At 74.5% G+C, this 26,630-nt stretch carries 23 protein-coding genes; 12 read left to right on the forward strand and 11 right to left on the reverse strand.

All coding sequences use genetic code 11. The features are described from left to right. Positions 1–159: 159 nt before the first annotated feature. From ACFWMZ_RS15835 to ACFWMZ_RS15865, 7 genes are all read right to left on the reverse strand, one after another. Entirely contained in the window at positions 160–1,017 is an 858-nt protein-coding gene (locus tag ACFWMZ_RS15835; protein ID WP_383202113.1) for a TetR family transcriptional regulator, read from the reverse strand. A 97-nt stretch (positions 1,018–1,114) separates the two neighbouring features. After that, entirely contained in the window at positions 1,115–2,965 is a 1,851-nt protein-coding gene (locus ACFWMZ_RS15840; RefSeq protein WP_383202015.1) for a 3-hydroxyacyl-CoA dehydrogenase family protein, read from the reverse strand. 287 nt (positions 2,966–3,252) lie between these two features. Further along, positions 3,253–4,104: an ABC transporter ATP-binding protein gene (locus tag ACFWMZ_RS15845; protein ID WP_383183534.1), complete on the reverse strand. Its 852-nt coding sequence runs from the start codon at positions 4,102–4,104 to the stop codon at positions 3,253–3,255. Further along, positions 4,101–5,171 carry a FecCD family ABC transporter permease gene (locus ACFWMZ_RS15850; RefSeq protein WP_383202018.1) on the reverse strand — a complete coding sequence of 357 codons (1,071 nt, stop codon included), beginning with the start codon at positions 5,169–5,171 and terminating at the stop codon, positions 4,101–4,103. The genes ACFWMZ_RS15845 and ACFWMZ_RS15850 overlap by 4 nt, the downstream gene beginning before the upstream one ends. Further along, positions 5,168–6,208, reverse strand: coding sequence for a FecCD family ABC transporter permease (locus ACFWMZ_RS15855; RefSeq protein WP_383202021.1), 1,041 nt, complete (start codon positions 6,206–6,208; stop codon positions 5,168–5,170). The genes ACFWMZ_RS15850 and ACFWMZ_RS15855 overlap by 4 nt, the downstream gene beginning before the upstream one ends. Further along, positions 6,205–7,257, reverse strand: coding sequence for an iron-siderophore ABC transporter substrate-binding protein (locus tag ACFWMZ_RS15860; protein ID WP_383183528.1), 1,053 nt, complete (start codon positions 7,255–7,257; stop codon positions 6,205–6,207). The genes ACFWMZ_RS15855 and ACFWMZ_RS15860 overlap by 4 nt, the downstream gene beginning before the upstream one ends. Positions 7,258–7,551: 294 nt before the next feature. Next, positions 7,552–8,325 (reverse strand): AraC family transcriptional regulator, encoded by a 774-nt coding sequence (locus ACFWMZ_RS15865; protein ID WP_383183526.1) that lies wholly within the window; start codon positions 8,323–8,325, stop codon positions 7,552–7,554. A gap of 117 nt (positions 8,326–8,442) precedes the next feature. Between ACFWMZ_RS15865 and ACFWMZ_RS15870 the strand changes: the two genes are divergently transcribed. Further along, positions 8,443–9,012, forward strand: a complete 570-nt coding sequence (locus ACFWMZ_RS15870; protein ID WP_383202023.1) for a HEAT repeat domain-containing protein — start codon at positions 8,443–8,445, stop codon at positions 9,010–9,012. Positions 9,013–9,037: 25 nt separating this feature from the next. Here the strand turns inward: ACFWMZ_RS15870 and ACFWMZ_RS15875 are convergent, their stop codons facing one another. Both ACFWMZ_RS15875 and ACFWMZ_RS15880 read right to left on the reverse strand, forming a co-directional pair. After that, a complete protein-coding gene (locus ACFWMZ_RS15875) occupies positions 9,038–10,624 on the reverse strand; it encodes an alpha/beta hydrolase (RefSeq protein WP_383183522.1) in 1,587 nt (528 codons plus the stop codon). Positions 10,625–10,800: 176 nt separating this feature from the next. Next, on the reverse strand, positions 10,801–11,838 hold the full coding sequence (locus tag ACFWMZ_RS15880; protein ID WP_383183520.1) for an Rv2578c family radical SAM protein: 1,038 nt from the start codon (positions 11,836–11,838) through the stop codon (positions 10,801–10,803). A 142-nt stretch (positions 11,839–11,980) separates the two neighbouring features. On the opposite strand from ACFWMZ_RS15880, the gene ACFWMZ_RS15885 reads away from it, so the two are divergent. From ACFWMZ_RS15885 to ACFWMZ_RS15935, 11 genes are all read left to right on the forward strand, one after another. Continuing rightward, positions 11,981–12,424, forward strand: coding sequence for an SRPBCC family protein (locus tag ACFWMZ_RS15885; RefSeq protein ID WP_383183518.1), 444 nt, complete (start codon positions 11,981–11,983; stop codon positions 12,422–12,424). Between the two features lie 373 nt (positions 12,425–12,797). Further along, positions 12,798–15,326 carry an MFS transporter gene (locus tag ACFWMZ_RS15890; RefSeq protein ID WP_383202025.1) on the forward strand — a complete coding sequence of 843 codons (2,529 nt, stop codon included), beginning with the start codon at positions 12,798–12,800 and terminating at the stop codon, positions 15,324–15,326. 185 nt (positions 15,327–15,511) lie between these two features. After that, positions 15,512–16,345, forward strand: coding sequence for a M55 family metallopeptidase (locus ACFWMZ_RS15895; protein ID WP_383183514.1), 834 nt, complete (start codon positions 15,512–15,514; stop codon positions 16,343–16,345). Continuing rightward, positions 16,338–17,687 (forward strand): M20/M25/M40 family metallo-hydrolase, encoded by a 1,350-nt coding sequence (locus tag ACFWMZ_RS15900; protein ID WP_383202028.1) that lies wholly within the window; start codon positions 16,338–16,340, stop codon positions 17,685–17,687. The genes ACFWMZ_RS15895 and ACFWMZ_RS15900 overlap by 8 nt, the downstream gene beginning before the upstream one ends. 62 nt (positions 17,688–17,749) lie before the next feature. Then, on the forward strand, positions 17,750–19,729 hold the full coding sequence (locus ACFWMZ_RS15905) for a prolyl oligopeptidase family serine peptidase (RefSeq protein ID WP_383183510.1): 1,980 nt from the start codon (positions 17,750–17,752) through the stop codon (positions 19,727–19,729). An 86-nt stretch (positions 19,730–19,815) separates the two neighbouring features. After that, a complete protein-coding gene (locus tag ACFWMZ_RS15910) occupies positions 19,816–20,754 on the forward strand; it encodes an LD-carboxypeptidase (RefSeq protein ID WP_383183508.1) in 939 nt (312 codons plus the stop codon). A gap of 384 nt (positions 20,755–21,138) precedes the next feature. Continuing rightward, positions 21,139–22,932: a CocE/NonD family hydrolase gene (locus ACFWMZ_RS15915; RefSeq protein WP_383202031.1), complete on the forward strand. Its 1,794-nt coding sequence runs from the start codon at positions 21,139–21,141 to the stop codon at positions 22,930–22,932. Between the two features lie 82 nt (positions 22,933–23,014). Next, positions 23,015–23,569 carry a YbaK/EbsC family protein gene (locus ACFWMZ_RS15920; RefSeq protein WP_383183504.1) on the forward strand — a complete coding sequence of 185 codons (555 nt, stop codon included), beginning with the start codon at positions 23,015–23,017 and terminating at the stop codon, positions 23,567–23,569. Between the two features lie 93 nt (positions 23,570–23,662). Next, complete coding sequence (locus ACFWMZ_RS15925) at positions 23,663–24,265, forward strand: GNAT family N-acetyltransferase (protein WP_383183502.1); 603 nt, start codon at positions 23,663–23,665, stop codon at positions 24,263–24,265. A 48-nt stretch (positions 24,266–24,313) separates the two neighbouring features. Next, positions 24,314–24,718, forward strand: coding sequence for a hypothetical protein (locus ACFWMZ_RS15930; RefSeq protein ID WP_383202034.1), 405 nt, complete (start codon positions 24,314–24,316; stop codon positions 24,716–24,718). Beyond that, positions 24,685–24,813: a hypothetical protein gene (locus ACFWMZ_RS15935; RefSeq protein WP_383202036.1), complete on the forward strand. Its 129-nt coding sequence runs from the start codon at positions 24,685–24,687 to the stop codon at positions 24,811–24,813. Before ACFWMZ_RS15930 ends, ACFWMZ_RS15935 begins: the two co-directional genes overlap by 34 nt. Before the next feature lie 7 nt (positions 24,814–24,820). Here ACFWMZ_RS15935 and ACFWMZ_RS15940 read toward each other — a convergent pair whose 3' ends face one another. Both ACFWMZ_RS15940 and ACFWMZ_RS15945 read right to left on the reverse strand, forming a co-directional pair. After that, on the reverse strand, positions 24,821–25,177 hold the full coding sequence (locus ACFWMZ_RS15940; RefSeq protein ID WP_383183498.1) for a VOC family protein: 357 nt from the start codon (positions 25,175–25,177) through the stop codon (positions 24,821–24,823). Positions 25,178–25,670: 493 nt separating this feature from the next. Further along, positions 25,671–26,630, reverse strand: coding sequence for a peptidoglycan DD-metalloendopeptidase family protein (locus ACFWMZ_RS15945; protein ID WP_383179883.1), 960 nt, complete (start codon positions 26,628–26,630; stop codon positions 25,671–25,673).

A 26,630-nucleotide genomic window follows, 5' to 3' on the forward strand; every position in this document is an offset into this window, starting at 1 on the left:
CCTGTTGGGGGCTTGGTGGTACCCCCGGGCGGCCGGGGGCGCCCCCCACTTTGGGCGGGCGGGCGCCCCCCCGCCCGCCCCCGCGCCCGGGGGCCGGCGGCATCGAGTGCCGCGGCCCACCGGGCTCGCCTCCGTCGGCCCCTCTCAGGGGGGCCTCGCTCACCGCTCCGGCTGCTGGAGCGCCTCGCGGATCGTCCGCATCACCTCGTCGAGCGGGGCGTCCGTCCGCGCCACCGTCACCAGCACCTCGTCCTGCCGGGTGGTGGTGGCCGCCGGGGCCTGGTCGGCCTGCTCGGCGCCCGCGCCCTTGCGGCCGGCCCCTATGCCGCTGCCGAAGGTGTTGCGGACGATGCCGAAGGCGTGGTCGAGCTGGGTCTCCACGTCGCCCTTGCCGTCCGCCCGCAGCCAGCGCCGCAGCACGTGGTTGTGGGCGGTCACCACCGCCGAGGCCGCCACCTCGGCGAGCAGCGGGTCGTCACTGCCGTCCATGTGGGCGTGCTCGTCGAAATGGCCCAGCAGATACCGCGTGAACAACCGCTCGTACCGGGCCACCGAGGCGATCTCCGCCTCCCGCAGGGTCGGCACCTCCCGGGTGAGCTTGTAGCGGGCCACCGAGATCTCCGGATGGCCCGCGTACATCTTCATGACTTCCTTGATACCGCGGCAGACCGTGTCCAGCGGGTGCTCGTGCGGGGGAGCGGCGTTCAGCACCGCCTCCGCGCGGATCAGCGTGTCGTCGTGGTCCGCGAAGATCGCCTCTTCCTTGGAGCGGAAGTGGCGGAAGAACGTCCGGCGGGCCACCCCGGCGGCGGCGGCGATCTCGTCGACCGTCGTCGCCTCGTACCCCTTGGTGGCGAAGAGCTCCATCGCCGCCGCCGACAGTTCGCGCCGCATCTTCAGGCGCTGCGCCGCCGCGCGGCTCCCGGCGGCGCTCTCCGGGACTTCGGCGGGGCTGGCGGTTCGGGTGGTCCGTCGTGCGGAGTCAGCGGGCTGGGCCATGCCCTGAACGTACTCCATCGGCGCGTCGGCCCGCGCCCCGCCCGGGAGCGGGGCGCTCCACGCGCCCCGCTCCCGGGCGGGCGGCCCGAGCAGCCCGCCCCACTGACCTGCCGGCTCAGCGGCGGGCATGTTCGCGGAAACCCCGGCCCGTCTTGCGGCCGAGGCAGCCCGCGGCCACCAGGTGTTCGAGGAGCGGGGCGGGGGCCAGGCCCGGGTCGCGGAACTCGCGGTGCAGCACCTGCTCGATGGCGAGCGAGACGTCCAGCCCGACCACGTCGAGGAGTTCGAACGGCCCCATCGGGTAGCCGCCGCCGAGCTTCATCGCGGCGTCGATGTCGTCCAGCGTCGCGTAGTGCTCCTGCACCATCTTCACCGCGTTGTTCAGGTACGGGAAGAGGAGCGCGTTCACGATGAAACCGGCCCGGTCGCCGCAGTCCACCGGGTGCTTGCGGATCCTGGCGCAGACCTCGCGGACGGTGGCGTGCACGTGGTCACCGGTCAGCACGGTCCGCACCACCTCGACCAGCTTCATCGCCGGGGCCGGGTTGAAGAAGTGCATCCCGATGACGTCCTCGGGACGGCCGGTGGCCGTCGCGCAGGCCACCACCGGCAGCGAGGAGGTGGTCGTGGCGAGCACCGCACCGGCCTTGCAGACCTTGTCCAGCGTGGTGAAGAGCTGCCGCTTCACCTCCAGGTCCTCGGCGACCGCCTCCACGGCCAGGTCGACCTCGGCGAAGGCGTCCAGCGAACCCGCCGGGGTGATCAGCTCCAGCGTCGCGGCGGCCGCCTCGGCGGTCGTCCGGCCCCGGTCGACCGAGCGGCCCAGCGACTTGGCGATCCTCGCCTTGGCCTTCGCCGCCTTCTCCTTACTGCGGGCGGCGAGCACCACCGGGTAACCGGCCTTGGCGAAGACCTCCGCGATCCCCGAGGCCATCGTCCCGGACCCGGCCACGCCCACCGAGCCGACCGGGCGGCCCTGGGCCGTCCCCGCCTCGCCGGAGAGCGGCGTCAGGGCGTCCCGCACGACGGTCGCCGAACCGGGCCGCTCGTACGTGTAGAAGCCGCGGCCCGCCTTGCGGCCGGTCAGTCCGGCCTCGCTGAGCTGGCGGAGGACCGGCGCCGGGGCGTGCAGCCGGTCGCGGGACTCGGCGTACATCGCGTCCAGCACGGTACGGGCGGTGTCCACGCCGATCAGGTCGAGCAGGGCCAGCGGACCCATCGGCAGGCCGCAGCCCAGCCGCATGGCCGCGTCGATGTCCTCCCGGGAGGCGTACTTGGCCTCGTACATCGCGGCGGCCTGGTTGAGGTAGCCGAAGAGCAGGCCGTCCGCGACGAAGCCCGGCCGGTCGCCGACGGCCACCGGCTCCTTGCCCAGTTCCAGGGCGAGTTCGGTGACCCGCTCCACCGCGTCCGGGGAGGTCAGCACCGAGGAGACCACCTCGACCAGCTTCATCGCCGGGGCCGGGTTGAAGAAGTGCAGCCCCAGCACCCGCTCCGGGCACCGCGACTCGGCCGCGAGTCGGGTCACCGACAGGGCGTTGGTGCCGGTGGCGAGGATCGCGTCGGGGCGGACCACCGCGTCCAGGTCCCGGAAGAGCTGCTGCTTGATCTCGTACGACTCCGGGACGACCTCGATGACCAGGTCGGCGTCGGCCGCCGCCTGGAGGTCGGTGAAGACGCGGAACCGGGCGAGCGCGTCGCTCCGCTCGCCCTCGGTCATGCGCTCCTTGGCGACGGCCCGGGCGGTGGAGCTCTCCACCGCGGTCACGGCGAGGGCCGCCTGCGCCTCGCTGACGTCGATGCCGACGACCTCGCGCCCGGCACGGGCCAGCACCTCGGCGATGCCCGTCCCCATGGTGCCGAGGCCGACCACGGCGACGGTGCGCAGGGCGGAGGCGGGGGAGGACGAGGAGGGCTGGGAGGACGGGGACGGCGACGAGGAAGGGGACAGGGAAGGACGGTCCATCGAGGACTCCTGGGATGAGGGGTGACGACGGCCGGGGCGCCTGGCGCACCCGGTGAGGGGAGGGCGGCGGGCCTGTCCCGGGCCACGCCGTCGTACGTACTGCTGCCGGACCGACCGGCGGGTCCCCGTGGGCGGTGGCTGCGTCACCAGGCCACCGCGAGGGCTCACGCGCGGGTGTCCGGCCCGCGCTCCTCTGAGCTTAACCAGTGGGTAACGAGCGCGCCAGTCCCTTGTCGTCCCTGCGGCCGGGTGTGCGGGCCGCGTCCGGGGCCCGCACACCCGGCGGTTCAGCGGCCCGCCGCCTGAGCCGGTACGGGTTCCTCTGCCGCGCCGGAGGCGCCCCCGGCGTGGTGGCGGCCGATCGGGAGCATCAGGGGGCGGCCGGAGACGGGGTCCTCGATGATGCGGCTCTCCAGGCCGAAGACGACGCGGACGGTCTCCTCGGTCAGCACCTCGGCCGGGGTGCCGTGGGCGTGCAGCCGGCCCTCGGCGAGGGCGATGAGGTGGTCCGCGTACCGGGCCGCCAGGTTGAGGTCGTGCAGGACCATGACGACGGTGGTGCCGCGCGAGGCGTTCAGGTCGGTCAGCAGGTCCAGCACCTCGATCTGGTGGCTCACGTCGAGGAAGGTGGTGGGCTCGTCCAGCAGGAGCAGGTCGGTCTGCTGGGCCAGCGCCATGGCGATCCAGACGCGCTGGCGCTGCCCGCCGGAGAGTTCGTCCACCGCGCGGTCGGCCAGCTCCTCCGTCTGCGTCGCCTCCAGGGCCGAGGCCACCGCCGCGTCGTCCTGCGCGCTCCAGCGGGAGAAGACGCCCTGGTGCGGGTGGCGGCCGCGGCCGACCAGGTCCGAGACGGTGATGCCCTCGGGCGCCAGCGGCGACTGCGGCAACAGGCCGAGGGTGCGGGCCAGTTCCTTGGCGGGGAAGCGGTGCACCTCCCGCCCGTCCAGCACGACGCGGCCCTGACGGGGCGCCAGCAGCCGGGACATCGACCGCAGCAGCGTCGACTTGCCGCAGGCGTTGGCGCCGACGATCACCGTGATCCGGCCCGGCGGCACGACCAGGTCGAGGGAGTCGATGACGACCCGGTCGGCGTAGCCGAGGGTGAGCCCTTCGGCGGTCAGTGAGTGGTCGGTGGTCACAGCGAGCCTCCCGCCCGGTTGGTGCGGACGATCAGGTAGACGAGGTAGGGGGCGCCGAGCACGCCGGTGACGATGCCGACCGGGTAGCGCTCGCCGAAGGCGAACTGGCCGCAGAAGTCGGCGACGAGGACCAGCAGGGCGCCGACGAGGCCGGCCGGGACGAGCAGCGAGCCGCCCGCCCCCACGATCCGGGCGGCGATGGGCCCGGAGAGGAACGCCACGAAGGCGATCGGTCCGGCAGCCGCCGTCGCGAAGGCGATCAGCCCGACGGCGGCGACGATCACCGTGATCCGGGTGCGTTCGACGCGGACACCGAGGGCGGAGGCGGTGTCGTCGCCGAGTTGCAGCGCGGAGAGGTTGCGGCTCTGGCCGAGCAGCAGCGGGGTGAGGACGACGGCGGCGACGGCGGCCGGGACGACCTCCTCCCAGGTCGCGCCGTTGAGGCTGCCGGTGAGCCAGCGCATCGCCTCCTGGAGGTCCCACTCGGCCGCCTGGGAGAGCACGTACGAGGTGATGCTGTCGAGCATCGCGGACATGCCGATGCCGATCAGGATGAGCCGCGTCCCGGCGACGCCGCCCTTGAACGCCAGGGAGTACACCAGCAGGGCGACGCCGAGGCCGGCGGCGATGGCGACCACCGACACCTGCACCTCGCCGAGGGAGAGGGTGACGATGGCGAGGGCGGCGGCCGCGCTCGCGCCGGAGCTGATGCCGATGATGTCCGGGCTGGCCAGCGGGTTGCGCAGCATGGTCTGGAAGGTGACGCCCGCCAGGCCGAAGCTGAACCCGGCCACCACGGCGAGGACCGCGCGCGGCAGCCGCAGCTCGCCGACGGTGAACGAGGCGCCCGGCACCTGCTCGCCGAGGATCACCCGCAGCACGTCGCCCGGCGGGTAGTAGGTGCGTCCCGCCACCAGCGTGGTGGCGAAGGCCGCCACCACGAGGGCGGCCAGCACCAGCACGACCAGGCGGCGGCGGGAGGCGCCCCGGACGCGTCGCCGGGCGGCGGCCGCGACGGCGGCAGGGGCCGGTTCGGCGCCGGGCCGGGTGAGGACGGGGGCGCTCACAGGGCACGCACCTTCTGTCGGCGGACGATGTAGATGAAGAAGGGTGCTCCGATCAGCGCCGTCACGATGCCCACGTCGATCTCGGCGGGCCGGGCCACGACCCGGCCTACCACGTCGCCGACGGTGAGCAGCACCGCGCCCAGCAGCATGGAGAGCGGGAGCAGCCAGCGGTGGTCGACGCCGACCAGTAGCCGGCAGGTGTGCGGCACCAGCAGGCCGACGAAGGCGATCGGCCCGGCGACCGCGGTCGCCGCCCCGCACAGCAGGACGGCACCGAGCGCGGCCACCGCCCGCACCAGCGCCACGCGTTCGCCGAGCCCCGCCGCCAGCTCGTCGCCGAGGGCGAGCGAGTTGAGGGCGCGCGCCGACAGCAGGCAGAGGGCGAAACCCGCCAGCAGGAACGGCAGCACCTGCCCGATCCGGTCGTACGAGGCGCCGCCGACGCCACCGATCTGCCAGAGCCGGAAGCTGCCCGCGATGTCGTTGCGCGGCAGGATCACCGCGCTGACCAGCGAGGCGAACGCCGCGGACGTGGCTGCCCCGGCCAGCGCGAGCTTCAGCGGGGTGGCGCCGCCGCGGCCGAGCGTGCCGACCGTGTAGACGAAGAGCGCCGAGGCGGCGGCGCCCGCGATCGCCACCCAGATGTAGGAGGTCGGGGAGGTGAGCCCGAAGAACGCGACGCCGGTCACCACGGCGAGCGAGGCGCCCATGTTGACGCCGAGGATGCCCGGGTCGGCCAGCGGGTTGCGGGTCACGCCCTGCATCACGGCGCCGGAGAGCGCGAGTGCGGCACCGATCACCACGGCCAGCAGGGTGCGCGGGATCCGCTTGGCGGCGGCCGCCTGACCCAGCGTCGCGTCCGCGCCGCCGAGCCCCGCCCGCACGTCCGGCCAGGGCACGTCCCGCGACCCGTACGCGATGGAGGCCGCCATGACCGCCGCCAGGACGAGCAGGGCGGCGACGAGCCAGAGCGTGCGGACGCCCGCCGGACGCCGGATCACGGCGTCCGGCGCGCGCCGGGTGGCGAGCGTCGTCACTTGACCTTGTCCGCGGCCTTGGCCAGCGCGGCGGCGTAGTCGTCCAGCACGTAGGAGATCGACAGCGGCGTCGGGTTGGCGGCGGTGGCCAGCGGCGAGGAGCTGCCGGGCAGCAGGTAGGCCGAACCCCGCTCGATGGCGGGCATCTTGGAGAGCACCGGGTCCTTGCGGACCGAGGTGAGCAGCTCGCCCTTCTCGTCGCCGTACCCGGTGACGATGTCGACGTCGTCGAAGGCGTCGATCTGCTCGGCGCTCTGCGTCAGGGCGAACTTCTTGGTGCCCTGGGACGCCTTCTCGATGCTGCCGGGGGTCTTCATGCCGAGGTCGAGGAAGAACTGCGTGCGGGTGTCGTGCGTCGTGTAGAAGCCGATCTCGCTGACGTCGTTGGGGTCGACGTGCGTCATGAACATCGCCGTCTTGCCCTTGAGCTGCGGGTACTTGGCGGCGGTCGCGGCTATCTCGCCGTCCAGCTCCTCGATCAGCTTCTCGCCCTCGCCGGCCATGCCGATCGCCTCGCTGTTGGTGCGGATGATCTCGCGCCACGGCGTGGCCCAGGGGGCGTCCGGATAGGCGACCACCGGTGCGATCTTGCTGAGGGTGTCGTAGTCCTTGCGGGTGAGCCCGGAGTACGCGGCGAGGATCACGTCGGGCCGGGTGTCGGCCACCGCCTCGAAGTCGATGCCGTCGGTCTCGTCGAACAGGACCGGGGTGTCCGCCTTCAGCTCGTCCAGCTTCTCCTCGACCCAGGGCAGCACCCCGTTGCCGTCGTCGTCACCGAAGTTGGCCGCCGCCATGCCGACCGGGACGACGCCGAGGGCGAGCGGCACCTCGTGGTTGGCCCAGTTCACCGTGGCGACGCGCTTCGGCTCGGCGGGGATGGTGGTCTTGCCCAGGGCGTGCTCGACGGTCAGCGGGAAGCTGCTCGAACTGCCCTTCTGGTCCTTGCTTTCCGCGGTGTCGGCACTCTCGGTGTCGGCGCCGCTGCCGCAGGCGGAGAGGGTGAGCAGGGCGGCGGCCGCTGCGACCAGGCGAAGGCGGTGTGAGGACATGGGTGCGTGCCCAGCTTTCGGGTGTCGGGGGTGGCGCCTCTCGCGCGTCCGGGCAGGGGGCACCGTCGCGGAAGGCGCACCGCGCTTGCACAAGCGACTTAGGTAAGCCTTGCCTTGGCACTTTATGAGAGGCGGGTCGAGTGTCGCAATCAACCGGATGAGACAGCCGCTGTAGCGATCGGGACATGCGAAGTGCCGTGGGGCTCACAGGGAGGGTGGCGGTGCTGCGGGCCGGGCGCGCGAGCAGACGTGCGTGCGCCTCACGTCAGCCGGGTCGCCGGGTCCGGGTACGGCTCAACCGGGCCGGAACGTGCCGGGGGTGAGCCCGGTCGCCCGGCGGAAGGCGGCGCCGAAGGCGCTCGACGAGCGGTAGCCGACCTGCTCGGCCACGGCCTCCACCTCCCAGCCCCGGGTCAGCAGCCCGATGGCGTGCTGGGCGCGGACCGCCGCGACCCAGCGCGCGAAACTGGTGCCCGTCTCGGTGGTGAACGCCCGCGTGAGGGTGCGCGGGCTGACGCCGAGCGCGGCCGCCCAGTCGGTCAGCGTCCGCCGGTCGCCCGGGTCCTCGCGTACGGCGTCGGCGATCGGACGCAGCAGGGCGGAGGCGGGCAGGCGTACCAGCAGTTCGCGGGGGGCGGGGGTGAGGACGTCCAGCACCAGTGTCTCGGTGGCCGCCCGGGAGGCGGGCGGCAGCCCGGGTTCGCCGAGCCGTTCCAGCAGCAGCCGCAGCAGCGGGGTGATCTCGACCGCCACCGGCGTGTCCGAGATGGACGAGGTGGTGCGGAAGCCGAAGAAGCTGGCGCGCAGGCAGATCCCGGCCGCCGCCGCCCCGCCGTGCAGGGTGCCCGCCGGCATCCACAGGCCCACCGCGGGGGTGATGGTCCAGATCCGGGACCCCACGATCGCCGATGAGGCGCCCCGCTCGTTCCACAGCAGTTCGTGGAAGGGATGGGAGTGGTCGTTCCACGCGGTGTCGTGCGGGACGACCTCCTCGTACCCCTGGATGACGAAGGGCGTCTCCACCGCGCCGGGCGCGTGGGCCGGCAGTGTGCGGGTCTCCCTGGTCATGCGGTCAGCTTATGGAATCGTCCGCCCGGCCCGGCGGGGTGCCCGGCGCCCGACCGGGAACCACCGGATTCGGACATTCCCCGGATACCGGTGCGGGTCCGGGCCTAGGGTCGGGGAATGGACCAGGATGTGTGGCGGGGCCTGCTGGCGCGGGCGTCGAAGGAGGCCGGGGAGGACCCCCGGGTGGAATGGCTCGCGGCCGCCGGTGACGAGGAGCTGAACACCGTGCTGACCGCGCCCCAGGAGCCGTTGTGGGCCAGGGAGCTGGCCGCCTTCCGGCTGGGCACGGCGGGGGACCGGCGGGCCTTCGAGACGCTGGTGCTGCTGCTCAACCACCGCGAACCCGGGCGGTGCGCGAGCGCGGCCCACGCCCTCGCCGAACTCGGCGATCCGAGGACGGCCCGGGCCGCCGCCGCCCTCGCCACCAACGAACTCCGCGTCGCCTACGCCCTCCACCCGGTACGCCTGCTGGTGGCGCTCCGCGCCCCCGAGGCGGTGCCCGCCCTCATCGCCGTGCTGGAGCGCCGACTCGCCCCCGGCGACCGCTACCAGGCCGTCGCCCTCGCCTGCGCCGACGGGCTCGGGGAGCTGGGCGACCCCTGCGCACGCCCCGTGCTGCGGGCGGCGCTGGCGCGCCCCGGGCTGGCGATCGTCGCCCGGGGCGCGCTGGAACGGCTGCCGCGCTGAGCGGGGCGCCGCGGGTCCCGCCGGGTCAGCCGTGGCGGGGGAGCAGGCCGTGCAGCGCCTGGCCGTCGCTCCGCTCCGGCACCGCCCGGGTGGTGGCCTTCACGACGGCGGGCCTCGGCTCGGGCAGCGGTGCGCAGGTCGCGTCCGCCTCACCGGTGCCGGAGCCGCTCGGCACGGTGCCGTCGGCGAGGTAGCGGGCCAGGTGCTGGTCGAGGCAGTCGTTGCCGCCCAGCGTCACACCGTGGTTCCCGCCGCCCTCCTCGACCACCAGCGACGAGCCGCGCAGCTTGCGGTGGAGCGAGACGGCGCCCTCGTACGGCGTGGCCGCGTCCCCCGTCGCCTGGAGGATCAGCGCCGGGGGGATCGCGGCGTTGGTGACGTCCGGCGGGGCGAGCGCCGGGACGGGCCAGCTCGCGCACGGCGCATTGTACCAGGTGTTGTTCCAGGCCAGGAAGGGCGCCTTCGCGTGCACCCGCCAGGCGTCCGCCCGCCACTGGCTCCACCTGCGGGGCCACCCGGCGTCCCGGCACTGCACGGCGGTGTAGACGCTGTAGCCGTTGTCGCCGGAGGCGTCGCCCTCGGCCAGCGCGCGGTAGGCGGCGACCAGCGGCGCGCTCTCCCCGTCCTTGGCGTACGCGGCGAAGGCGGTGGCCAGCCGGGGCCAGTAGCCGTCGTAGTAGCCGCCGGGCAGGAAGGTGTCCTCCAGTTCGGCGGCGCCGACCGTCCCCGCGGCCGGGTCGGCGGCGACCGCCGACAGCATCCGCGACCAGGCGCCCTCGACCACGGCCGGATCGGTGCCCAGGCCGTAGACCGCGTCGTGCCGGGCGACCCAGGCGAGGAAGGCCCGGTGGCGGTCCTCGAAGGCGTAGTCCTGGGCGAGGTTGTTGGTGTACCAGACGCCGTCCGGGTCGACCGCCGAGTCCAGCGCGAGGCGCCGTACCCGCTCGGGGAAGAGCTTGGCGTAGACGGCGCCGAGGTAGGTGCCGTACGAGTAGCCGAGATAGCTGATGCGCGGGGCGCCGAGGGCGGCGCGGATCACATCGAGGTCGCGGGCGGCGCTGCGGGTGTCCAGGTGGGGCAGCAGGTCGCCGTGGCGCTCGCCGCAGGCGGCCGCGAAGGCGGCGGCGCGGTCGGTGTTGGCGCGCTCGCCGGCCCGGGTCAGCGGCAGGCTCGCGGGGCGCACGGCGGCGAAGTGGCCGGGGCGGCAGTCGAGCGCCGGCCGGCTGCGGCCCACCCCGCGCGGGTCGAAGCCGATCACGTCGTACTGGCCCGCCACCTCCTCCGGCAGCGCCGTGGCCACGTGGCCGGCGAGGCTCAGGCCGCTGCCGCCGGGGCCGCCCGGATTGACCAGCAGCGGGCCCTGCGAGGTCGGCGCGGTGTGCGGGACGCGGCTGAGCGCCAGGGTGATCCGGCGGCCGTCCGGCCGTGCGTGGTCCAGCGGGACCTCGACCGTGCCGCACTGGAGCGTCGGATGGGCCTTGGTCGCGCAGTCGCTCCAGCGGATCGCGGGCGGTGCGGCCGGCGCCGCGGGCGCCGCCGCCGACGGAGCCGCCGGGACGAGCGCGGCGACCGACACGGCGGCGCCGCACAGGGCCAGGGCACGTCTGTTCACTGAGCCTCCAGGGTGCGGAGTCGGGCACCGCACCCTGCGGCCCCCGGCGCATCGTCCCGGAGACTCCGCCCCCGGGTGGCCCATTCGTCCGACAGTCGGCGTGGCCGCCGCGGCGGATCGCAGCGCACCGGTGGGGCGCGCGCCCCGGGGAGCCGCCCTCCCTGGGGGGCTCCGCCTCAGAGCAGCGTCAGCTGCTCCGGCTCGTCCTGCGCCGGAGCGGGCTCTCGTTCGGGCCGGATGCGGCGGGCCGCGCCGGAGCGCGCCGGGCCGATGCCGTACTCGCGGGCCAGCTCGTGGACCTGGCCGGTGATCCGGCGCTGGTAGCTGTGCGGGGCGTACGCCCCGGCCGCGTAGAGCCGCTCGTACCGGCCGACCAGGTGCGGGTGGTGCTCGGCGAGCCACTGGAAGTACCACTCGCGTGCGCCGGGGCGCAGGTGCAGCACGAGCGGGGTGACCGAGGAGGCGCCCGCCTCGGCGATGGCGCGGACGGTCGCCCGCAGCTGCTCCGGGTGGTCGCCGAGGAAGGGGATGACCGGCGCCATCAGCACGCCGCAGTCGATGCCGCGCCCGGCCAGCGCGCGGATCACCTCCAGGCGCCGTTCGGGCGCGGGGGTGCCCGGCTCGACGGTGCGCCACAGCTCGCGGTCGGTGAAGCCGACGGAGAGGGAGATGCCCACGTCGGTGACCTCGGCGGCCTCGGCGAGCAGGTCCAGGTCGCGGAGGATCAGCGTGCCCTTGGTCAGGATGCTGAACGGGTTGGCGTGGTCCCGCAGCGCCTCGATGATGCCGGGCATCAGCCGGTACCGGCCCTCCGCCCGCTGGTAGCAGTCGACGTTGGTGCCCATCGCGATGTGGCCACCCTGCCAGCGGGGCCCGCCCAGCTCACGGCGGAGCAGGTCGGGCGCGTTGGTCTTGACGACGATCTGCGAGTCGAACCCGAGCCCCGTGTCGAGGTCGAGGTAGCGGTGGGTGTTGCGGGCGAAGCAGTACACGCAGGCGTGACTGCACCCCCGGTAGGGGTTGACCGTCCAGGTGAACGGCATCCGGGAGGCGCCCGGGACGCGGTTGACGATCGAACGGGCGCGGATCTCGTGAAAGGTGATGCCTCGGAACTCGGGTGTGTCGATGGTCCGGGTCACGACGGCCTCGGCTCCGAAGAGCGCGGCGTCGGTGCCCGGGCGGACCGGCTGCTCGGCAAGGTTCTCCCAGCGCATGGTCTTCCTCCTGACGTCGTTCGCCACAATAGAACATGTGTTCCCATGATCGCCGCACGGTGGCGAAGGCGGGGATTTGAGCGGCCGGGGCGGGGGTGGTTGGCTTTGTCCGACCCGTAACCCGAGTGCTGGAGGAAGTGACATGGCGCAGGTCGAGGCCACCACGGAGCGGACGATCGCGGCGAAGCCGGACGACGTCTTCGACGCGCTGGCCGACTACAGCGGTACCCGTCGAACGATCCTTCCCGAGCAGTACAGCGAGTACGAGGTGCGTGAGGGCGGCGACGGAGACGGCACCCTCGTCCACTGGAAGCTCCAGGCCACCAGCAAGCGGGTGCGGGACTGCCTGCTCGACGTCAAGGAGCCCTCCGACGGCGAACTGGTCGAGACCGACCGGAACTCCTCGATGGTCACCACCTGGACGGTCACCCCCGCCGGGCAGGGCGGCGCCCGCGTCCAGGTGCGCACCGTCTGGAACGGCGCGACCGGCATCGGCGGCTTCTTCGAGCGCACCTTCGCCCCCAAGGGCCTCGCCCGCATCCACGACCAGACCCTGGCCAAGCTGGCGGCCGTGCTGGAGAAGTAGGCCGCGCCGCGGGAGGCCGGGCGGGGCGGTGCGGGGGCCGCTCTTGCGCGGCCCTCGTGCCTCCCGTCCCCTGGGGAGCCTCAAGCGCCTGCCGGGCTGGATCGTGGTCGCTCGCCGCCGCAAGTGGCCCTCGGCAGGGGGCGCCGCCCGCGTGCGGCGCCCCCGTCGCGTCGACTCCGGCGCGCTGTCACCTCACCGTTTCGAGTGGTTTTCGCGGACGCCGCCTCGCCGGTCGCAAGGCTCCCACCGGCCCGGATGCCGCCTGTCCGGGTCCGGGGGCGTGTCGCCCCTCTTGCCCCGACTTGTGTGCGGGCGCGCAGACTTGGCGCCAGTTGTCGGCGCAGTCGGCGCGGCGCGACGAGGGGAGAGTGACGTGGGCGGGACGACGCTGGAGCACAGGACGGCCTCCGGGGAGGAACCCGCCGGGCCCCCCGCGCCGGCCGGCGCCCCGGAGCCCGTGGGGGCGTACGCCCCCGACGACGCGCCCACCGTGCGCCTGGAGACCGGCGAAGCGTTTCCCCCCGGAGGCGGGCCCGCGGCCCCCGCCTCCGGCGACGCGGGGCTCAGCCCTCGCCAGGTCCGCATGGTCTTCGTCGGCCTGATGCTGGCCCTGCTGCTCGCGGCGCTGGAGCAGATGATCGTCGCCACCGCGCTGCCGAAGATCGTCGGTGAGCTGCACGGCCTCGACAAGATGTCCTGGGCCATCACCGCCTACCTGCTCACCTCGACCATCTCGCTGCCCGTCTACGGCAAGCTCGGCGACCTCTTCGGCCGCAAGGGCGTCTTCCAGTTCGCGATCGTCGTCTTCATCGTCGGCTCGGGGCTCGCCGGCTGGTCCCGGTCGATGGACGAACTCATCGCCTTCCGCGCCCTCCAGGGCCTCGGCGCGGGCGGCCTGATGATCGGCGTGCAGGCGATCATCGCCGACATCGTGCCGCCCCGGGAGCGCGCCCGCTACATGGGGCTGATCGGCGCCGCCTTCGGCCTCGCCTCGGTCGCGGGCCCGCTCCTCGGCGGCTTCTTCACCGACCACCTCTCGTGGCGCTGGTGCTTCTACTTCAACGTCCCCTTCGGCCTCGTCACCCTCGCCGTGGTCGCCGTCGTCCTCAAGCTCCCCAAGCCCGCCACCCGCGGCCGCCTGGACGTGCTGGGCACCCTGCTGCTGGCCACCGCCTCCACCTGCCTGGTCCTGCTGACCAGTTGGGGCGGGACCGAGTACGCCTGGGGCTCGCGGACCATCCTCGCGCTGAGCGCCGGGGCCCTCGTCTCGGCGGTGCTCTTCCTCGTCGCCGAGCACTACGCGGCCGAACCCCTCATCCCGCTGCGGCTGTTCCGCGAGTCGATCTTCAACATCACCGGGCTGATCGGCGCTGTGGTCGGCATCGCCCTGTTCGGCGCCGCCAGTTACCTGCCGACCTTCCTCCAGATGGTCGACGGTGCCAGCGCCACCGAGTCCGGCCTGCTGATGCTCCCCATGATGGGCGGCGTCGTCGGCGCCTCGATCCTCTCCGGCCAGCTCATCAGCCGCACCGGCCGCTACCGTCCGTACCCGCTGGCCGGCGGCGTCCTCGCCGCGCTCGGCATGTGGCTGCTCTCCCAGCTGGAGACCGGCACCTCCCGGCTGCACTACAGCATCTGGATGGCCGTGCTGGGCGCCGGGATCGGCCTGATCATGCCGGTGCTGGTGCTCGCCGTGCAGAACTCCGTCCGCCCGTCCGACCTCGGCACCGCCACCAGCGCCAACAACTACTTCCGGCAGATCGGCGGCAGCGTCGGCGCCGCCGTCTTCGGCACCCTCTTCGCCCAGCGCCTCACCGACGCCCTCGCCGACCGGCTGCCCGCCGGGGCGCCGACCGGCACCGTCGACCCCGAGGCGATCACCCCGCAGGCGGTGCACGCCATGGCGCCGGCCCTGCGCGACCCGTACATCCAGGCGTACGCCGACGCCATGCCCCGGATCTTCCTCTACCTCGTGCCGGTCCTCCTCCTGGGCCTGCTGCTCGCCTTCTTCCTCAAGGAGACCCCCCTCGTGTCCCACGCCGCGTCCCGGCCCGCACCCGTCCCCGCCGCCGAACCGCACGCCGCACCCGCGCCCGCCGCGCCGCCCGCGCCCCAGCTCCCCGCCGCCCGGACCGCCCACACCGCCGGGGTCGCCGTCTGCGGCAGCGTCCAGCACTCCGACGGCACCGCCGTGCCGCGCGCCGCCCTCACCCTGATCGACGTGACCGGCCGCCAGATCGGGCGCGGCGCCAGTGACGGCGACGGCCGGTACGCGCTCGCCACCCCCGGCAGCGGCAGCTTCGTGCTGATCGCGGCGGCCGGCGGGCACCAGCCGCAGGCCGTCACCGTCACCGTCGGCGAGCGCCCGGTCGAGCTCGACGTGGTCCTCGGCGGCGCCGGACGCCTCGCCGGCGCCGTCCTCACCGCCGACGGCGTCCCGGTCCGCGACGCCACGGTCACCCTGACCGACGTACGCGGCGAGGTCGTCGCCTCCACCCGCAGCGGACGCGAGGGCGGCTACGTCATCTCCGAACTGGTCGCCGGGGAGTACACGCTGGCCGCCAGCGCCCACGCCTACCGCCCCACCGCCCTGCCGGTGAGCGTCCAGGCGTCCCGCGAGACCCGCCAGGACATCGAGCTGGCCGGGGGAGCGGTGCTGCGCGGCACCGTCCGGGCGGGCGGCGGACGGCCCGTCGAGGACGCCCGCGTCACCCTCCTCGACGCCGGGGGCAACGTCGTCGACTCCCAGACCACCGCCGCCGACGGCACCTTCCGCTTCGTCGACCTCTCCTCCGGCGAGTACACCGTCATCGCCTCCGGCTACCCGCCGGTCGCCACCGTCCTCCAGGTGGCGGGCGGCGGCCGCACCGAACGCGACCTGCTCCTGGGCCACGAGGACTGAGCGGACCAGGGACCCGCCGCGGCGGGGGCGCCCCCGCTCCGACCAGGGGCGCCCCCGGTCCCCGCGTCCGGCCGAAACACCCCGCCCGACCCGGCCGAATCCCTCTACCCGCCACCCTCGCCCAAGGCGTACGGTGACCCCGCCGGGCGGAACAAGATCCGCCCCCGTAGCCGAACGGAGCGGGCGTGAAGATCCTGATCAGCGCGGACATGGAGGGCGCCACGGGGGTGACCTGGCCGCACGACGTCCTGCCGGGACACGCCCAGTGGGAGCGGTGCCGGTCGATGTTCACCTCCGACGTCCAGGCCGCCGTCCTCGGGTTCTTCGACGGGGGCGCCGACGAGGTGCTGATCAACGAGGCGCACTGGACGATGCGCAACCTCTTCCTGGAGCGCCTCGATGCGCGCGCCCAGATGCTCACCGGCCGCCACAAGAGCCTCAGCATGGTGGAGGGCGTCCAGCACGGCGACGTCGACGGCATCGCCTTCGTCGGCTACCACGCGGGCGCCGGGATGGCGGGCGTCCTCGCCCACACCTACCTCGCCAACTCGCTCACCGGCGTCTGGCTCGACGGGGTCCGCGCCAGCGAGGGCCTGCTCAACGCGCACGTCGTCGCCGAGTACGGGGTGCCGGTCGTCCTGGTCACCGGCGACGACGTGGCCTGCGAGGACTCCAAGGGGTACGCGCCCGACGCCGAGCGGGTCGCGGTCAAGGACCACGTCTCGCGGTACGCGGCCGTCTGCCGCACCCCCGAGCGGACCGCCGCCGACATCCGCGTCGCCGCCCGGGACGCGGCCCGCCTCGCCGTTCGCCACGATCCGGTGCAGGCCGGACCGCACACCGTGGACCTGGAGTTCGACGCCGCCCACCTGGCCGCCGCCGTCACCGTCGTCCCCGGCGTCGCCCTGACGGGCGAACTCCGCGCCGCCTACACCAGCGAGACCATGTACGAAGCCATCCGGACGTTCAAGGCCGTCACCACGGTCGCCTCGAACGCCGTGGAGGAGACCTATGGCTGAGCAGCCCGCCCCCGCGACCACCACCGGCGTCGACGCCGCGGTTCTGGAGGAGGTCGTCACCTACACCTCCGAGCTGATCCGGATCGACACCACCAACCGGGGCGGCGGCGACTGCCGGGAGCGCCCGGCCGCCGAGTACGCCGCCGAGCGGCTCGCCGGAGCCGGACTCGACCCGGTGATCCTGGAGCGCACCCCGGGCCGCGGCAACGTCGTCGCCCGTATCGCGGGCACCGACCCCACCGCTGACGCCCTCCTCGTCCACGGTCACCTCGACGTGGTGCCCGCCGAGGCCGATGACTGGACCGTGCACCCCTTCTCCGGCGAGGTCGAGGACGGCGTCGTCTGGGGGCGCGGCGCGGTCGACATGAAGAACATGGACGCGATGATCCTCGCGCTGGCCCGCTCCTGGGCCCGCACCGGCGTACGCCCCCGCCGCGACATCGTCATCGCCTTCACCGCCGACGAGGAGGCCAGCGCCGAGGACGGCTCGGAGTTCCTCGCCGAACGCCACGCCACGCTCTTCGAGGGCTGCACCGAGGGCATCAGCGAGTCCGGCGCCTTCACCTTCCACGACGGCACCGGCCGCGAGATCTACCCCATCGCCGCGGGCGAACGGGGCACCGGCTGGCTGGAGCTGACCGCCCGCGGCCGCGCCGGGCACGGCTCCAAGGTCAACCACTCCAACGCGGTCAGCCGCCTCGCCGCCGCCGTCGCCCGGATCGGCGACCACGCGTGGCCGCTCCGCCTCACCCCCACGGTCCAGGCCGCCCTCACCGAACTCGCGGCCCTCTACGGCATCGACGCCGACCCGGCCGCCGAGGACTTCGACGTCGACGTCCTCCTCGGCAAGCTCGGCCCGGCCGCCTCCCTGGTCGAGGCGACCGTCCGCAACAGCTCCAACCCGACGATGCTGAACGCCGGTTACAAGGTCAACGTCATCCCCGGCGAGGCCAGCGCCCTGATCGACGGCCGGTTCGTCCCGGGCGGCGAGGAGGAGTTCAGGGCCACCCTCGACCAGCTCACCGGCCCCGACGTCGACTGGCGGTTCCACCACCGCGAGACGGCGCTGACGGCCCCCGTCGACTCGCCGACCTTCGCCCTGATGCGCGAGGCCGTCGAGGAGTTCGCCCCGGGCGCACGCGCCGTGCCGTACTGCATGTCCGGCGGCACCGACGCCAAGCAGTTCTCCCGGCTCGGCATCACCGGCTACGGCTTCTCCCCGCTGAAGCTGCCGCCCGGCTTCGACTACCAGGCGCTCTTCCACGGCGTGGACGAGCGCGTGCCCGTCGAGGCCCTGCACTTCGGCGTCCGGGTGCTCGACCGGTTCCTGCGCAGCGCCTGACCCCCGGCCCGCCCCCGAAGGAGCGGAGCGGGCCGCAGCCGAACGAGGAGTTGGAAGACTTCATGAGTACGCCCGAGCCGTACGGTGCCTGGCCCTCGCCCATCGACGCCCGCCTCACCGCCGCCCACGACGGCCGGCCCGAGTTCGCCGCCCACCTCGGCGACGACCTGTGGTGGACCGCGCCCCGCCCGGCCGAGGGCGGCCGCCGCACCCTGGTGCGCCGCCGTCCCGACGGCATCGAGGAGTCCGTGCTCCCGGCCCCGTGGAACGTCCGCAGCCGCGTCATCGAGTACGGCGGACTGCCCTGGGCCGGGGCCCCGGGACCCGACGGCCCCCTCGTCGTCTTCGTCCACTTCGGGGACCAGCGGCTCTACGCCTACGAGCCGGACCGGCCCGGCGCCGAGCCGCGCCCGCTCACGCCGCTCTCCCCGGTCGGCGGCGGGCTGCGCTGGGTCGACCCGGCGGTCCACGCGGCCGAGGGCGAGGTCTGGTGCGTGCTGGAGGAGTTCACCGGCGAGGGCCCCGGTGACGTGCGGCGCGTCCCGGCCGCCGTCCCGCTCGACGGCAGCGCGGCCGAGAACCGCGACGCCGTCCGCGAACTCGACACCGACCGGCACCGCTTCGTCACCGGCCCCCGGCTCTCCCCGGACGGGCAGCGCGCCGTCTGGATCGCCTGGGACCACCCGCGCATGCCGTGGGACGGCACCGAGCTGAAGATCGCCGAGGTCACCGCGAAGGGCCCGTTCAGCGGCGTCCGGACCCTGATCGGCGGCCCGGAGGAGTCCGTCGCCCAGGCCGAATGGGCCCCCGACGGCTCGCTGATCGCCGCCACCGACCGGTCCGGCTGGTGGAACGTGCACCGCGTCGACCCGGAGAGTGGCGAGGCGAAGCCCCTCTGCCCGCGCGAGGAGGAGTTCGCCGGGCCCCTGTGGCGGATCGGGCAGCGCTGGTTCGCGCCGATGGAGAACGGCCTGATCGCCGTCGTGCACGGCCGGGGCAGCACCCGGCTGGGCATCCTCGACCCGGACGCCGGGGAGATCTGCGACGCCGCAGGGCCGTGGACCGACTGGGCTCCCTTCCTCGACGTGCACGGCAGCCGCGTCACCGGGATCGCCGCCGGACCGCTCAGCGCCGCCGAGATCGTGGAGCTGGACACCGTCACCGGCCGGGCCCGGGTCGTCGCCGCCCGGCACACCGACGCCGTCGACCCGGCCTACCTCCCGCACCCCGAGGAGCGCGTCTTCACCGGCCCCGGCGGCCGGGAGATCCACGCCACCGTCCACCCGCCGCGCCACCCCGAGCGCCACGGCCCCGAGGGCGAACTGCCGCCGTACGCCGTCCGGGCGCACGGCGGGCCCACCGGGCAGTCCCCCCTCGTCCTCGACCTGGGCGTCGCCTACTTCACCTCCCGCGGCATCGGCGTCGTGGAGGTCAACTACGGCGGCTCCACCGGCTACGGCCGCGCCTACCGCAACCGCCTGCGCGAGCAGTGGGGCGTGGTGGACGTCCAGGACTGCGCGGCGGTCGCCACCGCCCTGGCCGCCGAGGGCACCGCCGACCCCTCCCGGCTCGCCGTGCGCGGCGGCAGCGCGGGCGGCTGGACGGCCGCCTCCTCCCTCGTCGGGACCGACGTGTACGCCTGCGGTGTGGTGATCTACCCGGTGCTCGACCTCGCCGGGTGGGCCACCGGCGAGACCCACGACATGGAGTCCCACTACCTGGAGTCGCTGGTCGGCCCCCTCGCCGAGGTACCCGAGCGGTACACCGAGCGCTCGCCCACCGAGCACGCGGACCGGATCACCGCCCCCTTCGTCCTCCTCCAGGGGCTGGAGGACCCCATCTGCCCGCCCGAGCAGAGCCGACGCCTCCTGGAGCGGATGGCCGGGCGCGGTGTCCCGCACGCCTATCTCGCCTTCGAGGGCGAGGGGCACGGGTTCCGCCGCGCCGAGACCATCATCCGCGCCACGGAAGCCGAACTCGCCCTGTACGCCAAGGCGTTCGGGTTCGCCACCGACGTACCGGAGCTTGAGTTCCGGCACTGACGAGCGCCGGGCCACCCGGCCACCGGCCGCCGCCCCAGTCCGGGGGCGGCGGCCCGGCCCACCCTCACCCCCTCGGAGAGTCCCCCTTGCCCCAGCCCGTCCGCCCGCTCGTCCGCCCCTCCCGGCTCGCCCCCGGAGCCCGGGTCGCCGTGGTCGCCCCCGCGGGGCCGGTGCCCGAGGAGCGGCTGGAGTCCGGACTCGACCTGCTGCGCGACTGGGGCCTGGATCCGGTGGTCGCCCCGCACGTGCTCGACCGGCACCGCGCCTTCTCCTACCTCGCGGGCGAGGACGCCGACCGCGCCGCCGACCTTCAGGCCGCCTGGTGCGACCCGTCGGTCGACGCCGTGTTCTGCGCCCGGGGCGGCTACGGCTGCCAGCGGATGGCCGGCCTCCTGGACTGGGAGGTGATGCGCGCCGCCCGGCCCAAGCCCTTCGTCGGCTACAGCGACATCACCGCCCTGCACGAGCAGTTCGCGGTCCGCCTCGGCGTGGCGACGCTGCACGCCCCCATGACCGCGACCGTCGGCTTCCTCAAGAACCAGGCCGCCCAGGAGCACCTGCGCGCCACCCTCTTCGACCCCGAGTCGGTCCGCGTCCTCACCTCCGCCACCGGCCGCGTCCTGGTCCCCGGCCGGGCCCGCGGCGTCACCCTCGGCGGCTGCGTCAGCCTCCTCGCCGCCGAACTCGGCGTCCCGTACACCCGCCCCTCGGCCACCGGCGGGCTGCTGCTGATCGAGGACATCGGCGAGGAGGCGTACCGCCTCGACCGCATCCTCACCCAACTGCTGCGCGCCGGCTGGCTCGACGGGGTGGCGGGCGTCGCCCTCGGCTCCTGGGAGGAATGCGGCCCGTACGAGGAGGTGCGCGCCGTGCTGCACGACCGGCTCGGGCCGCTCGGCGTCCCGGTCGCCGAGGAGTTCGGCTTCGGGCACGGCGACGGGGCGCTGACCATGCCGTTCGGCCTCCCGGCCGAGCTGGACACCGAGGCGGGCACGCTGACCCTGGAGGTTCCGGCGCTGAGCTGAACGCCGCCGCGCCCGCCGCGTAGGCCCCGGCCCCGACAGCGGGCCCGTGATCTTCTCGGCGCCGCGCACCGGGGAAAACTCCTCGCGCAGCACGGCGAGTCCCGGCTCCTCGCGGGACTCGCCGTGGCCCGCGCCACGATCCGGGCCGAACGGGAGTGACTACAGGAGGCGTTGGGGGGCACGGGTGAGGATGGGGAGTGGCGGGCGCGCTGACGGTGTGTCACGCCGGTTCCCGCGAACGCCCGTGGCGGAGCGGGCGGCTCTTCACCGAACCTCCCACGACAAACCCCGGTCGCGTCCGTTGACCCCGGCGTGACCGGGGACACACGATGAGCGCTGCCCGTGCTTACCCGCGGGTAAGACCGTCTCAGTGTGGAGGCCCCCGTGACCCGTGCCCTTCCCCGTACCCGCCCGCCTCTCGCGGCCGCCCTCGGTCTCGCCCTCGCCGCGGCGCTCGCCCCGGCCGGCGGGGCGCACGCCGACGCGGCGGCCGAACCCACCGTCACGGCACTGAAGTTCACCGTCGACGTCGGTGGCAAGCGGTGCGCGGTCGACGCCGACCTCTACACCCCGGCGGGCGTCGACGCCGACCACCGGGCCCCCGCCGTCCTCACCACCAACGGCTTCGGCGGCGACAAGGCCGACGGCTCCACCGCCGCCACCGCCCGCACCTTCGCCACCCGGGGTCTCGTCTCGCTGGCCTACTCGGGACTCGGCTTCGGCCGCAGCGGCTGCCCGATCTCCCTCAACGACCCGGCCGTCGACGGACGCGCCGCCTCCGCGCTCGTCGACTTCCTGGCGGGGACGAGGGCCGCCGACGACGGCACCCGCATCGACCTCGTCACCCTCGACGGGGAGGGCGACCCCCGCGTCGGCATGATCGGCGGCTCGTACGGCGGTTCCATCCAGCTCGCCACGGCGGCCGAGGACGACCGGGTCGACGCCCTCGTCCCGATGATCACCTGGAACGACCTGGCGTACTCCCTCAATCCCAACAACGCCGACCAGCACCAGGGCGTCTCCTCCGACACCCCCGGCGTCCACAAGAAGCAGTGGACCGGCGGCTTCTTCCTCATCGGCGAGGCGCAGGGCCTGCTCAACCCCAGCCTCGACCCGTCCCGCATCGGCGGCGGGGGCTGCCTGCACTTCGTCGCCCCTGCCTGCGACACCAAGCGCGTCCTGGACTCCGGGAAGCTGCCGAAGGACAAGGCCGACCAGGTCCTCACCTACGCCCGCAGCGTCTCGCCGGTCTCCTACCTCGACCGGGTCAAGGCCCCCACCCTGCTCATCCAGGGCCAGGCCGACACCCTCTTCAACCTCAACGAGGCCACCGCCACCTACGAGACCCTCAAGGCCCAGGGCGTCGACACCGCGATGATCTGGCAGTCCTGGGGACACAGCGGCGGCATGCGCGACCCCGACTCCGGCGAACTCGATCTCTCCGACCCGGATCTGGAGGCCAGCTACACCGGCAGCCGGATCGCCGCCTGGTTCGACCGGTACCTCCTCGGCAAGGAGACCGACACCGGACCGGCCTTCGCCTACTACCGCGACTGGGCCCCCGCCTCCGAGGCGTACGCCACCGCCGACGCGCCGCCCGCCCCCGGCCGCGCCCTGCACCTCTCCGGGGACGGCGCCCTCGTCGACCAGCCCGACCAGGTGGTGCGCGGCAGCCGCGAGTACCGCAACTGGCTGATTCCCACAAGCCACTCCGAGTCCTCCCTCGCCGGTCTCATCGGCCTGCCCGACCCCAAGCCCCACGACCTCAAGGGAACGGCCCTCGACTGGACCACCGCCCCGCTCACCGCACCCCTCGACGTGGTCGGAGCCCCGCAGCTCCGCCTCAAGGTGGTCTCCCCGCGCGCCGAGCGGAACCAGGACTCGGGCGACGCCGCCGACCAGCTCGTCCTCTTCGCCAAGCTCTACGACGTGGCGCCCGACGGCACCAGGACCCTGGTCCACCGGCTCACCGCCCCCGCCCGCGTCGCCGACGCCACCCGCCCCTTCACCGTCACCCTCCCCGGCATCGTCCACCGCTACGAGGCCGGGCACCGCCTGCGCCTGACCGTCGCCGCCAGCGACGGCGCGTACTCCGGCAACCGGGGCGTCAAGCCGGTGACCGTCACCCACGCCCCCGGCGACTCCGGCACCCTCACCCTGCCGCTCGCCCAGGACTGACCGCCCGCCCCCGCCTCGGGCCCCCCGCGCACGCCGCCGGGCGCCCGAGGACGCGGGAGCGGACCCTGTTACCGTGCCGCGCATGCGCGCACCCATCGGCTCCTTCGACAACGCCCTGCCCGCCGCCGACCGCCTCGACCTGCTGCCCGCTCCCGTGGCCGAGGCCGTCAAGGAGGCGGGGCCCGGCACCGCCGGTCTGATCCACGTCGACACCGACCCGGCCATCGCCGACACCGCAGCCTTCGTCGCGCACTACGGCACCGACCTCATGGAGGCCTCCGCCAACTGCGTGATCGTCCTCGGCAGGCGCGGCGCCGACACCACCCCCGCCGCCTGCCTCGTCCTCTCCCGCCACCGGGTGGACGTCAACGGCGCCGTCCGCAAACACCTCGGCAGCCGCAAGGCCTCCTTCGCGCCCCGCGAGTTCGCCGTCGGCGAGACCGGCATGGAGTACGGCGGCATCACCCCCGTCGGCCTGCCCGCCGGCTGGCCGCTGCTGATCGACCCGGCGGTGGCCGACGTTCCGTGGGTCCTGGTCGGCAGCGGCGCCCGCCGTGGCAAGCTGATCCTGCCCGGCAGCTCGGTGGCCGCCCTGCCACACGCCGAGCTGGTTCCCGGGCTCGGCCTCGCCCCCTGACAGGGCTCCGCCGACGCCCCGTGGTGCGGGAGCGGCCCGGCTCCGCGATGCTGACGGGAGGCATGAGAGACGTACGGCAGGAGTGGATCCCGCATGAACAGGAAGACCGCCCCCGAGGGCGGCCCCACGGACCCCGCCGCCCCCGGCAGCCCGACGCCCGCCCCCGTCGCCGAGGGCCCGCGCACCACCTTGCGGCCCCTCACCCTCGCCGACGAGCCGGAGTTCACCGCGCGCGCCCGGGCCAGCCGCGACCTGCACCGGCCCTGGCTCTTCCCGCCGGTCGACGCCCGCTCCTACGCCGTCTGGGCGGGCCGCCTCGTCGGCGACGAGGACCGGGCCGGCTACCTCGTCCACGAACGGGCCACCGGCACCCTCGCCGGATACGTCGCCGTCAACAACATCGTCGGCGGCGCCTTCCGCTGCGGCGCCCTCGGCTACGGCGCCTTCACCGGCTGCGAGGGGCGCGGCCTGATGACCGAAGCCCTCGGGCTGGTCGTCGCCCACACCATGGACACCCTCGGACTGCACCGGCTGGAGATCAACGTCCAGCCCGGCAACACCCCCTCCATCAGCCTCGCCCGCCGCGCCGGATTCCGCCGCGAGGGCTTCTCGCCCGACTTCCTCTTCATCGACGGCGCCTGGCGCGACCACGAACGCTGGGCCCTCACCCAGGAGATGCGCGACCAGGCCGACTGACCCCGGCCGCCGACGCCCCCTGGCCTCCGCACCCGGTCAGGGGGTTCCATGGCGGCCAGGGGCGCGAAGGGCCGCCCCGGTGAGGGGAGTACGCCTTGGCGGCCACGATCCGGCCCGGCGCGCCACCTCGTACGCGCCGCCGAGCGCTGCGCCGAGGCGCTCGCCGACGCCCTCGCGCGGCGCGGCACGCCCGGCGGGGAGGACCCGGCCGACGAGCCCTCCCCGCTGATCACCGCACTGGTCCGGGAGGCCGTCCCGGCGCTGCTCGCGGCGGAGCGGCCGGCGGCGGCGCGCGAGGCGTACCGGCTGCTCCACCCCGCGACCCGCGCCCGGGGCCGTTTCCGCCTGCTGGAGGCGCAACTGCTGCCCGCCGAAGGGAGCGCGAGGCCGCGCTCGCCGTCTTCACCGACGGGTTCGAGGTGGCCGACCTGCGCGAGGGCGACGAGGTGCTGAGCGAGACATGGGCCCGGCTCAGCGGCGAACCCCTGCCCACCGCCCACGACTTCCGGATGCGGCCGGAGGGCCCGGAGCGGGCCGGGGGCGACTGACGGGTGGTCAGCCGGAAGAGCCGAGCCGGTCGGCGTATTCGAAGACCGAGCCGTCCGGGTGCATCGCGACCAGGGTGCGCCCGGCCGGGGTCGCCACCGGCCCCGCGATCACGGCGGCACCGGATGCGGCGAGGACCTGGCCGGTCTCCTCCACGTCGGCGACGGCGATGGTCGCGGCGACCTTCCGCAGCACGTCCAGGTCGGCCTTGGGCCCGCTCATCAGCAGGAAGCAGCCGACAGCGGCGACGGAGACGCCGCCCTGCTGGTGCCGCATCGCCCGGCTGCCCGCCAACCGCTCGTAGAACGGCACCGCGGACTCCAGATCCTCGACGCAGATCCGCAGTGTGGTCCCCAGGATTTCCACGCTTCACCCATTCCTGACGCTCCGGCCCGCACGGTCGCGGTTGGCCTCGCCGCGCGGCGCCGGGCGGAGGAAGATCCAGGCCCCTCGCGACGCCCTCATGATGGCATGCCCCACCGGCACCGTCAGGCCCTCCCCGGAGCCTCAACTCCCTTCAGGGAAAAGGCCCGCTTCGCCGGAGAAGCGCCTCCGGGCGTCCCGGCCGGCCGCCTCGCCTCAGAACAGCAGGACGGCCTTCACGCGCAGTCCGCCCGCCTCGAACCGCTCGTGCGCCGCGCGACCGGATGGTGCTCGGCGACCCACCCGCGCAGCTCGCCCGCGTCGGCCGGCTCCACCAGCCGGGCCAGATCCGCCCTGCTGCCCCGCACGTAACTCTTGGCCACACCCGGCGCGTCCGGCAGCGGTGTGCCGGCGACTGCCCGGTGCGGGCGGCAACTCCCTCACCAGATCCACCACCCCGGCCGGTGGTGAGGACCCGGCGGTGCCGGGGGAGGCGTCAGACGGAGACGCCGTGACCGCGCAGGTAGGCCAGCGGGTCGATGTCCGAGCCGTAGCTCGGGCCGGTACGGACCTCGAAGTGGAGGTGCGGGCCGGTGGAGTTGCCGGTCGAGCCGGAGAGGCCGATCTGCTGCCCGGCCGAGACGGTCTGGCCGGACGAGACCGAGAGCGACGACATGTGGGCGTACTGGGAGTACTTGCCGTCGGCGTGCTGGATGACGACCTCGTTGCCGTACGAGCCGCTCCACCCGGCGGAGACGACGGTGCCCTCACCGATGGCCTTGACGGAGGTGCCCGAGGAGGCGGAGAAGTCGACACCGGTGTGGTAACCGGAGGACCAGCTACCGCCGGAGGCGCGGTACGCCGTGGAGGTGGAGGCGTCGACCGGCTTGTTCCAGCCGGAGCCGGTGGAGGCGGCGGGCTCCTCGGCCTGCTCGGCCTGCGGCTTGGCCGGGGCGGCCGGCTTCGGCGCGGTCTCGGTCTTCTCCGGGGCGGAGGCCTCGGTGTCGGCCTTGGGGGCGGCCTGCTTCGGCGCGGCGCTCTTCGGCTGGGCCGGAGCGGACTTCGGGGCCTCGGCGGCGGTGCCGTCGACGGAGAGCTTCATGCCCGGAAGGATCAGGTTCGGGTCGGAGCCGACCACCTGGCGGTTGTCCTGGTAGAGCTGCTCCCAGCCACCGTCGACGTCCTGCTCGTCGGCGATCTTGGCCAGGTAGTCGCCGACGGCGACCTCGTAGGTCTTCGCCTCGTCCTCGGCGGCGGCGTTCTTCGGCGCCTGCTGCTGAGCGGCGGCGACGGCCTGCTTGACGGAGACGGACTCCGGCGCCGACTGGTCGGCGGCGTGCGCGTTGGCGGCGCCCATCAGCGGCAGGGCCAGAGCGGCGCTGCCGGAGCCGGCGACGGCCAGCGTCCGGGCTATGCGCATGGTCCTGGTACGGCGGTGCTTCCCCTTGGCGGGCAT

The sequence above is a fragment of the Streptomyces sp. NPDC058373 genome (assembly GCF_042723275.1).
Classification (GTDB): Bacteria; Actinomycetota; Actinomycetes; order Streptomycetales; family Streptomycetaceae; genus Streptomyces.

What these genes read in the sequence shown, in the direction of transcription:
- ACFWMZ_RS15835 (WP_383202113.1), bottom strand. Translation starts at nt 1,017, where the DNA reads ATGGAGTACGTTCAGGGCATGGCCCAGCCCGCTGACTCCGCACGACGG.
- ACFWMZ_RS15840 (WP_383202015.1), bottom strand. Translation starts at nt 2,965, where the DNA reads ATGGACCGTCCTTCCCTGTCCCCTTCCTCGTCGCCGTCCCCGTCCTCC.
- ACFWMZ_RS15860 (WP_383183528.1), bottom strand. Translation starts at nt 7,257, where the DNA reads ATGTCCTCACACCGCCTTCGCCTGGTCGCAGCGGCCGCCGCCCTGCTC.
- ACFWMZ_RS15865 (WP_383183526.1), bottom strand. Translation starts at nt 8,325, where the DNA reads ATGACCAGGGAGACCCGCACACTGCCGGCCCACGCGCCCGGCGCGGTG.
- ACFWMZ_RS15870 (WP_383202023.1), top strand. Translation starts at nt 8,443, where the DNA reads ATGGACCAGGATGTGTGGCGGGGCCTGCTGGCGCGGGCGTCGAAGGAG.
- ACFWMZ_RS15880 (WP_383183520.1), bottom strand. Translation starts at nt 11,838, where the DNA reads ATGCGCTGGGAGAACCTTGCCGAGCAGCCGGTCCGCCCGGGCACCGAC.
- ACFWMZ_RS15885 (WP_383183518.1), top strand. Translation starts at nt 11,981, where the DNA reads ATGGCGCAGGTCGAGGCCACCACGGAGCGGACGATCGCGGCGAAGCCG.
- ACFWMZ_RS15900 (WP_383202028.1), top strand. Translation starts at nt 16,338, where the DNA reads ATGGCTGAGCAGCCCGCCCCCGCGACCACCACCGGCGTCGACGCCGCG.
- ACFWMZ_RS15905 (WP_383183510.1), top strand. Translation starts at nt 17,750, where the DNA reads ATGAGTACGCCCGAGCCGTACGGTGCCTGGCCCTCGCCCATCGACGCC.
- ACFWMZ_RS15920 (WP_383183504.1), top strand. Translation starts at nt 23,015, where the DNA reads ATGCGCGCACCCATCGGCTCCTTCGACAACGCCCTGCCCGCCGCCGAC.
- ACFWMZ_RS15925 (WP_383183502.1), top strand. Translation starts at nt 23,663, where the DNA reads ATGAACAGGAAGACCGCCCCCGAGGGCGGCCCCACGGACCCCGCCGCC.
- ACFWMZ_RS15930 (WP_383202034.1), top strand. Translation starts at nt 24,314, where the DNA reads ATGGCGGCCAGGGGCGCGAAGGGCCGCCCCGGTGAGGGGAGTACGCCT.
- ACFWMZ_RS15945 (WP_383179883.1), bottom strand. Translation starts at nt 26,630, where the DNA reads ATGCCCGCCAAGGGGAAGCACCGCCGTACCAGGACCATGCGCATAGCC.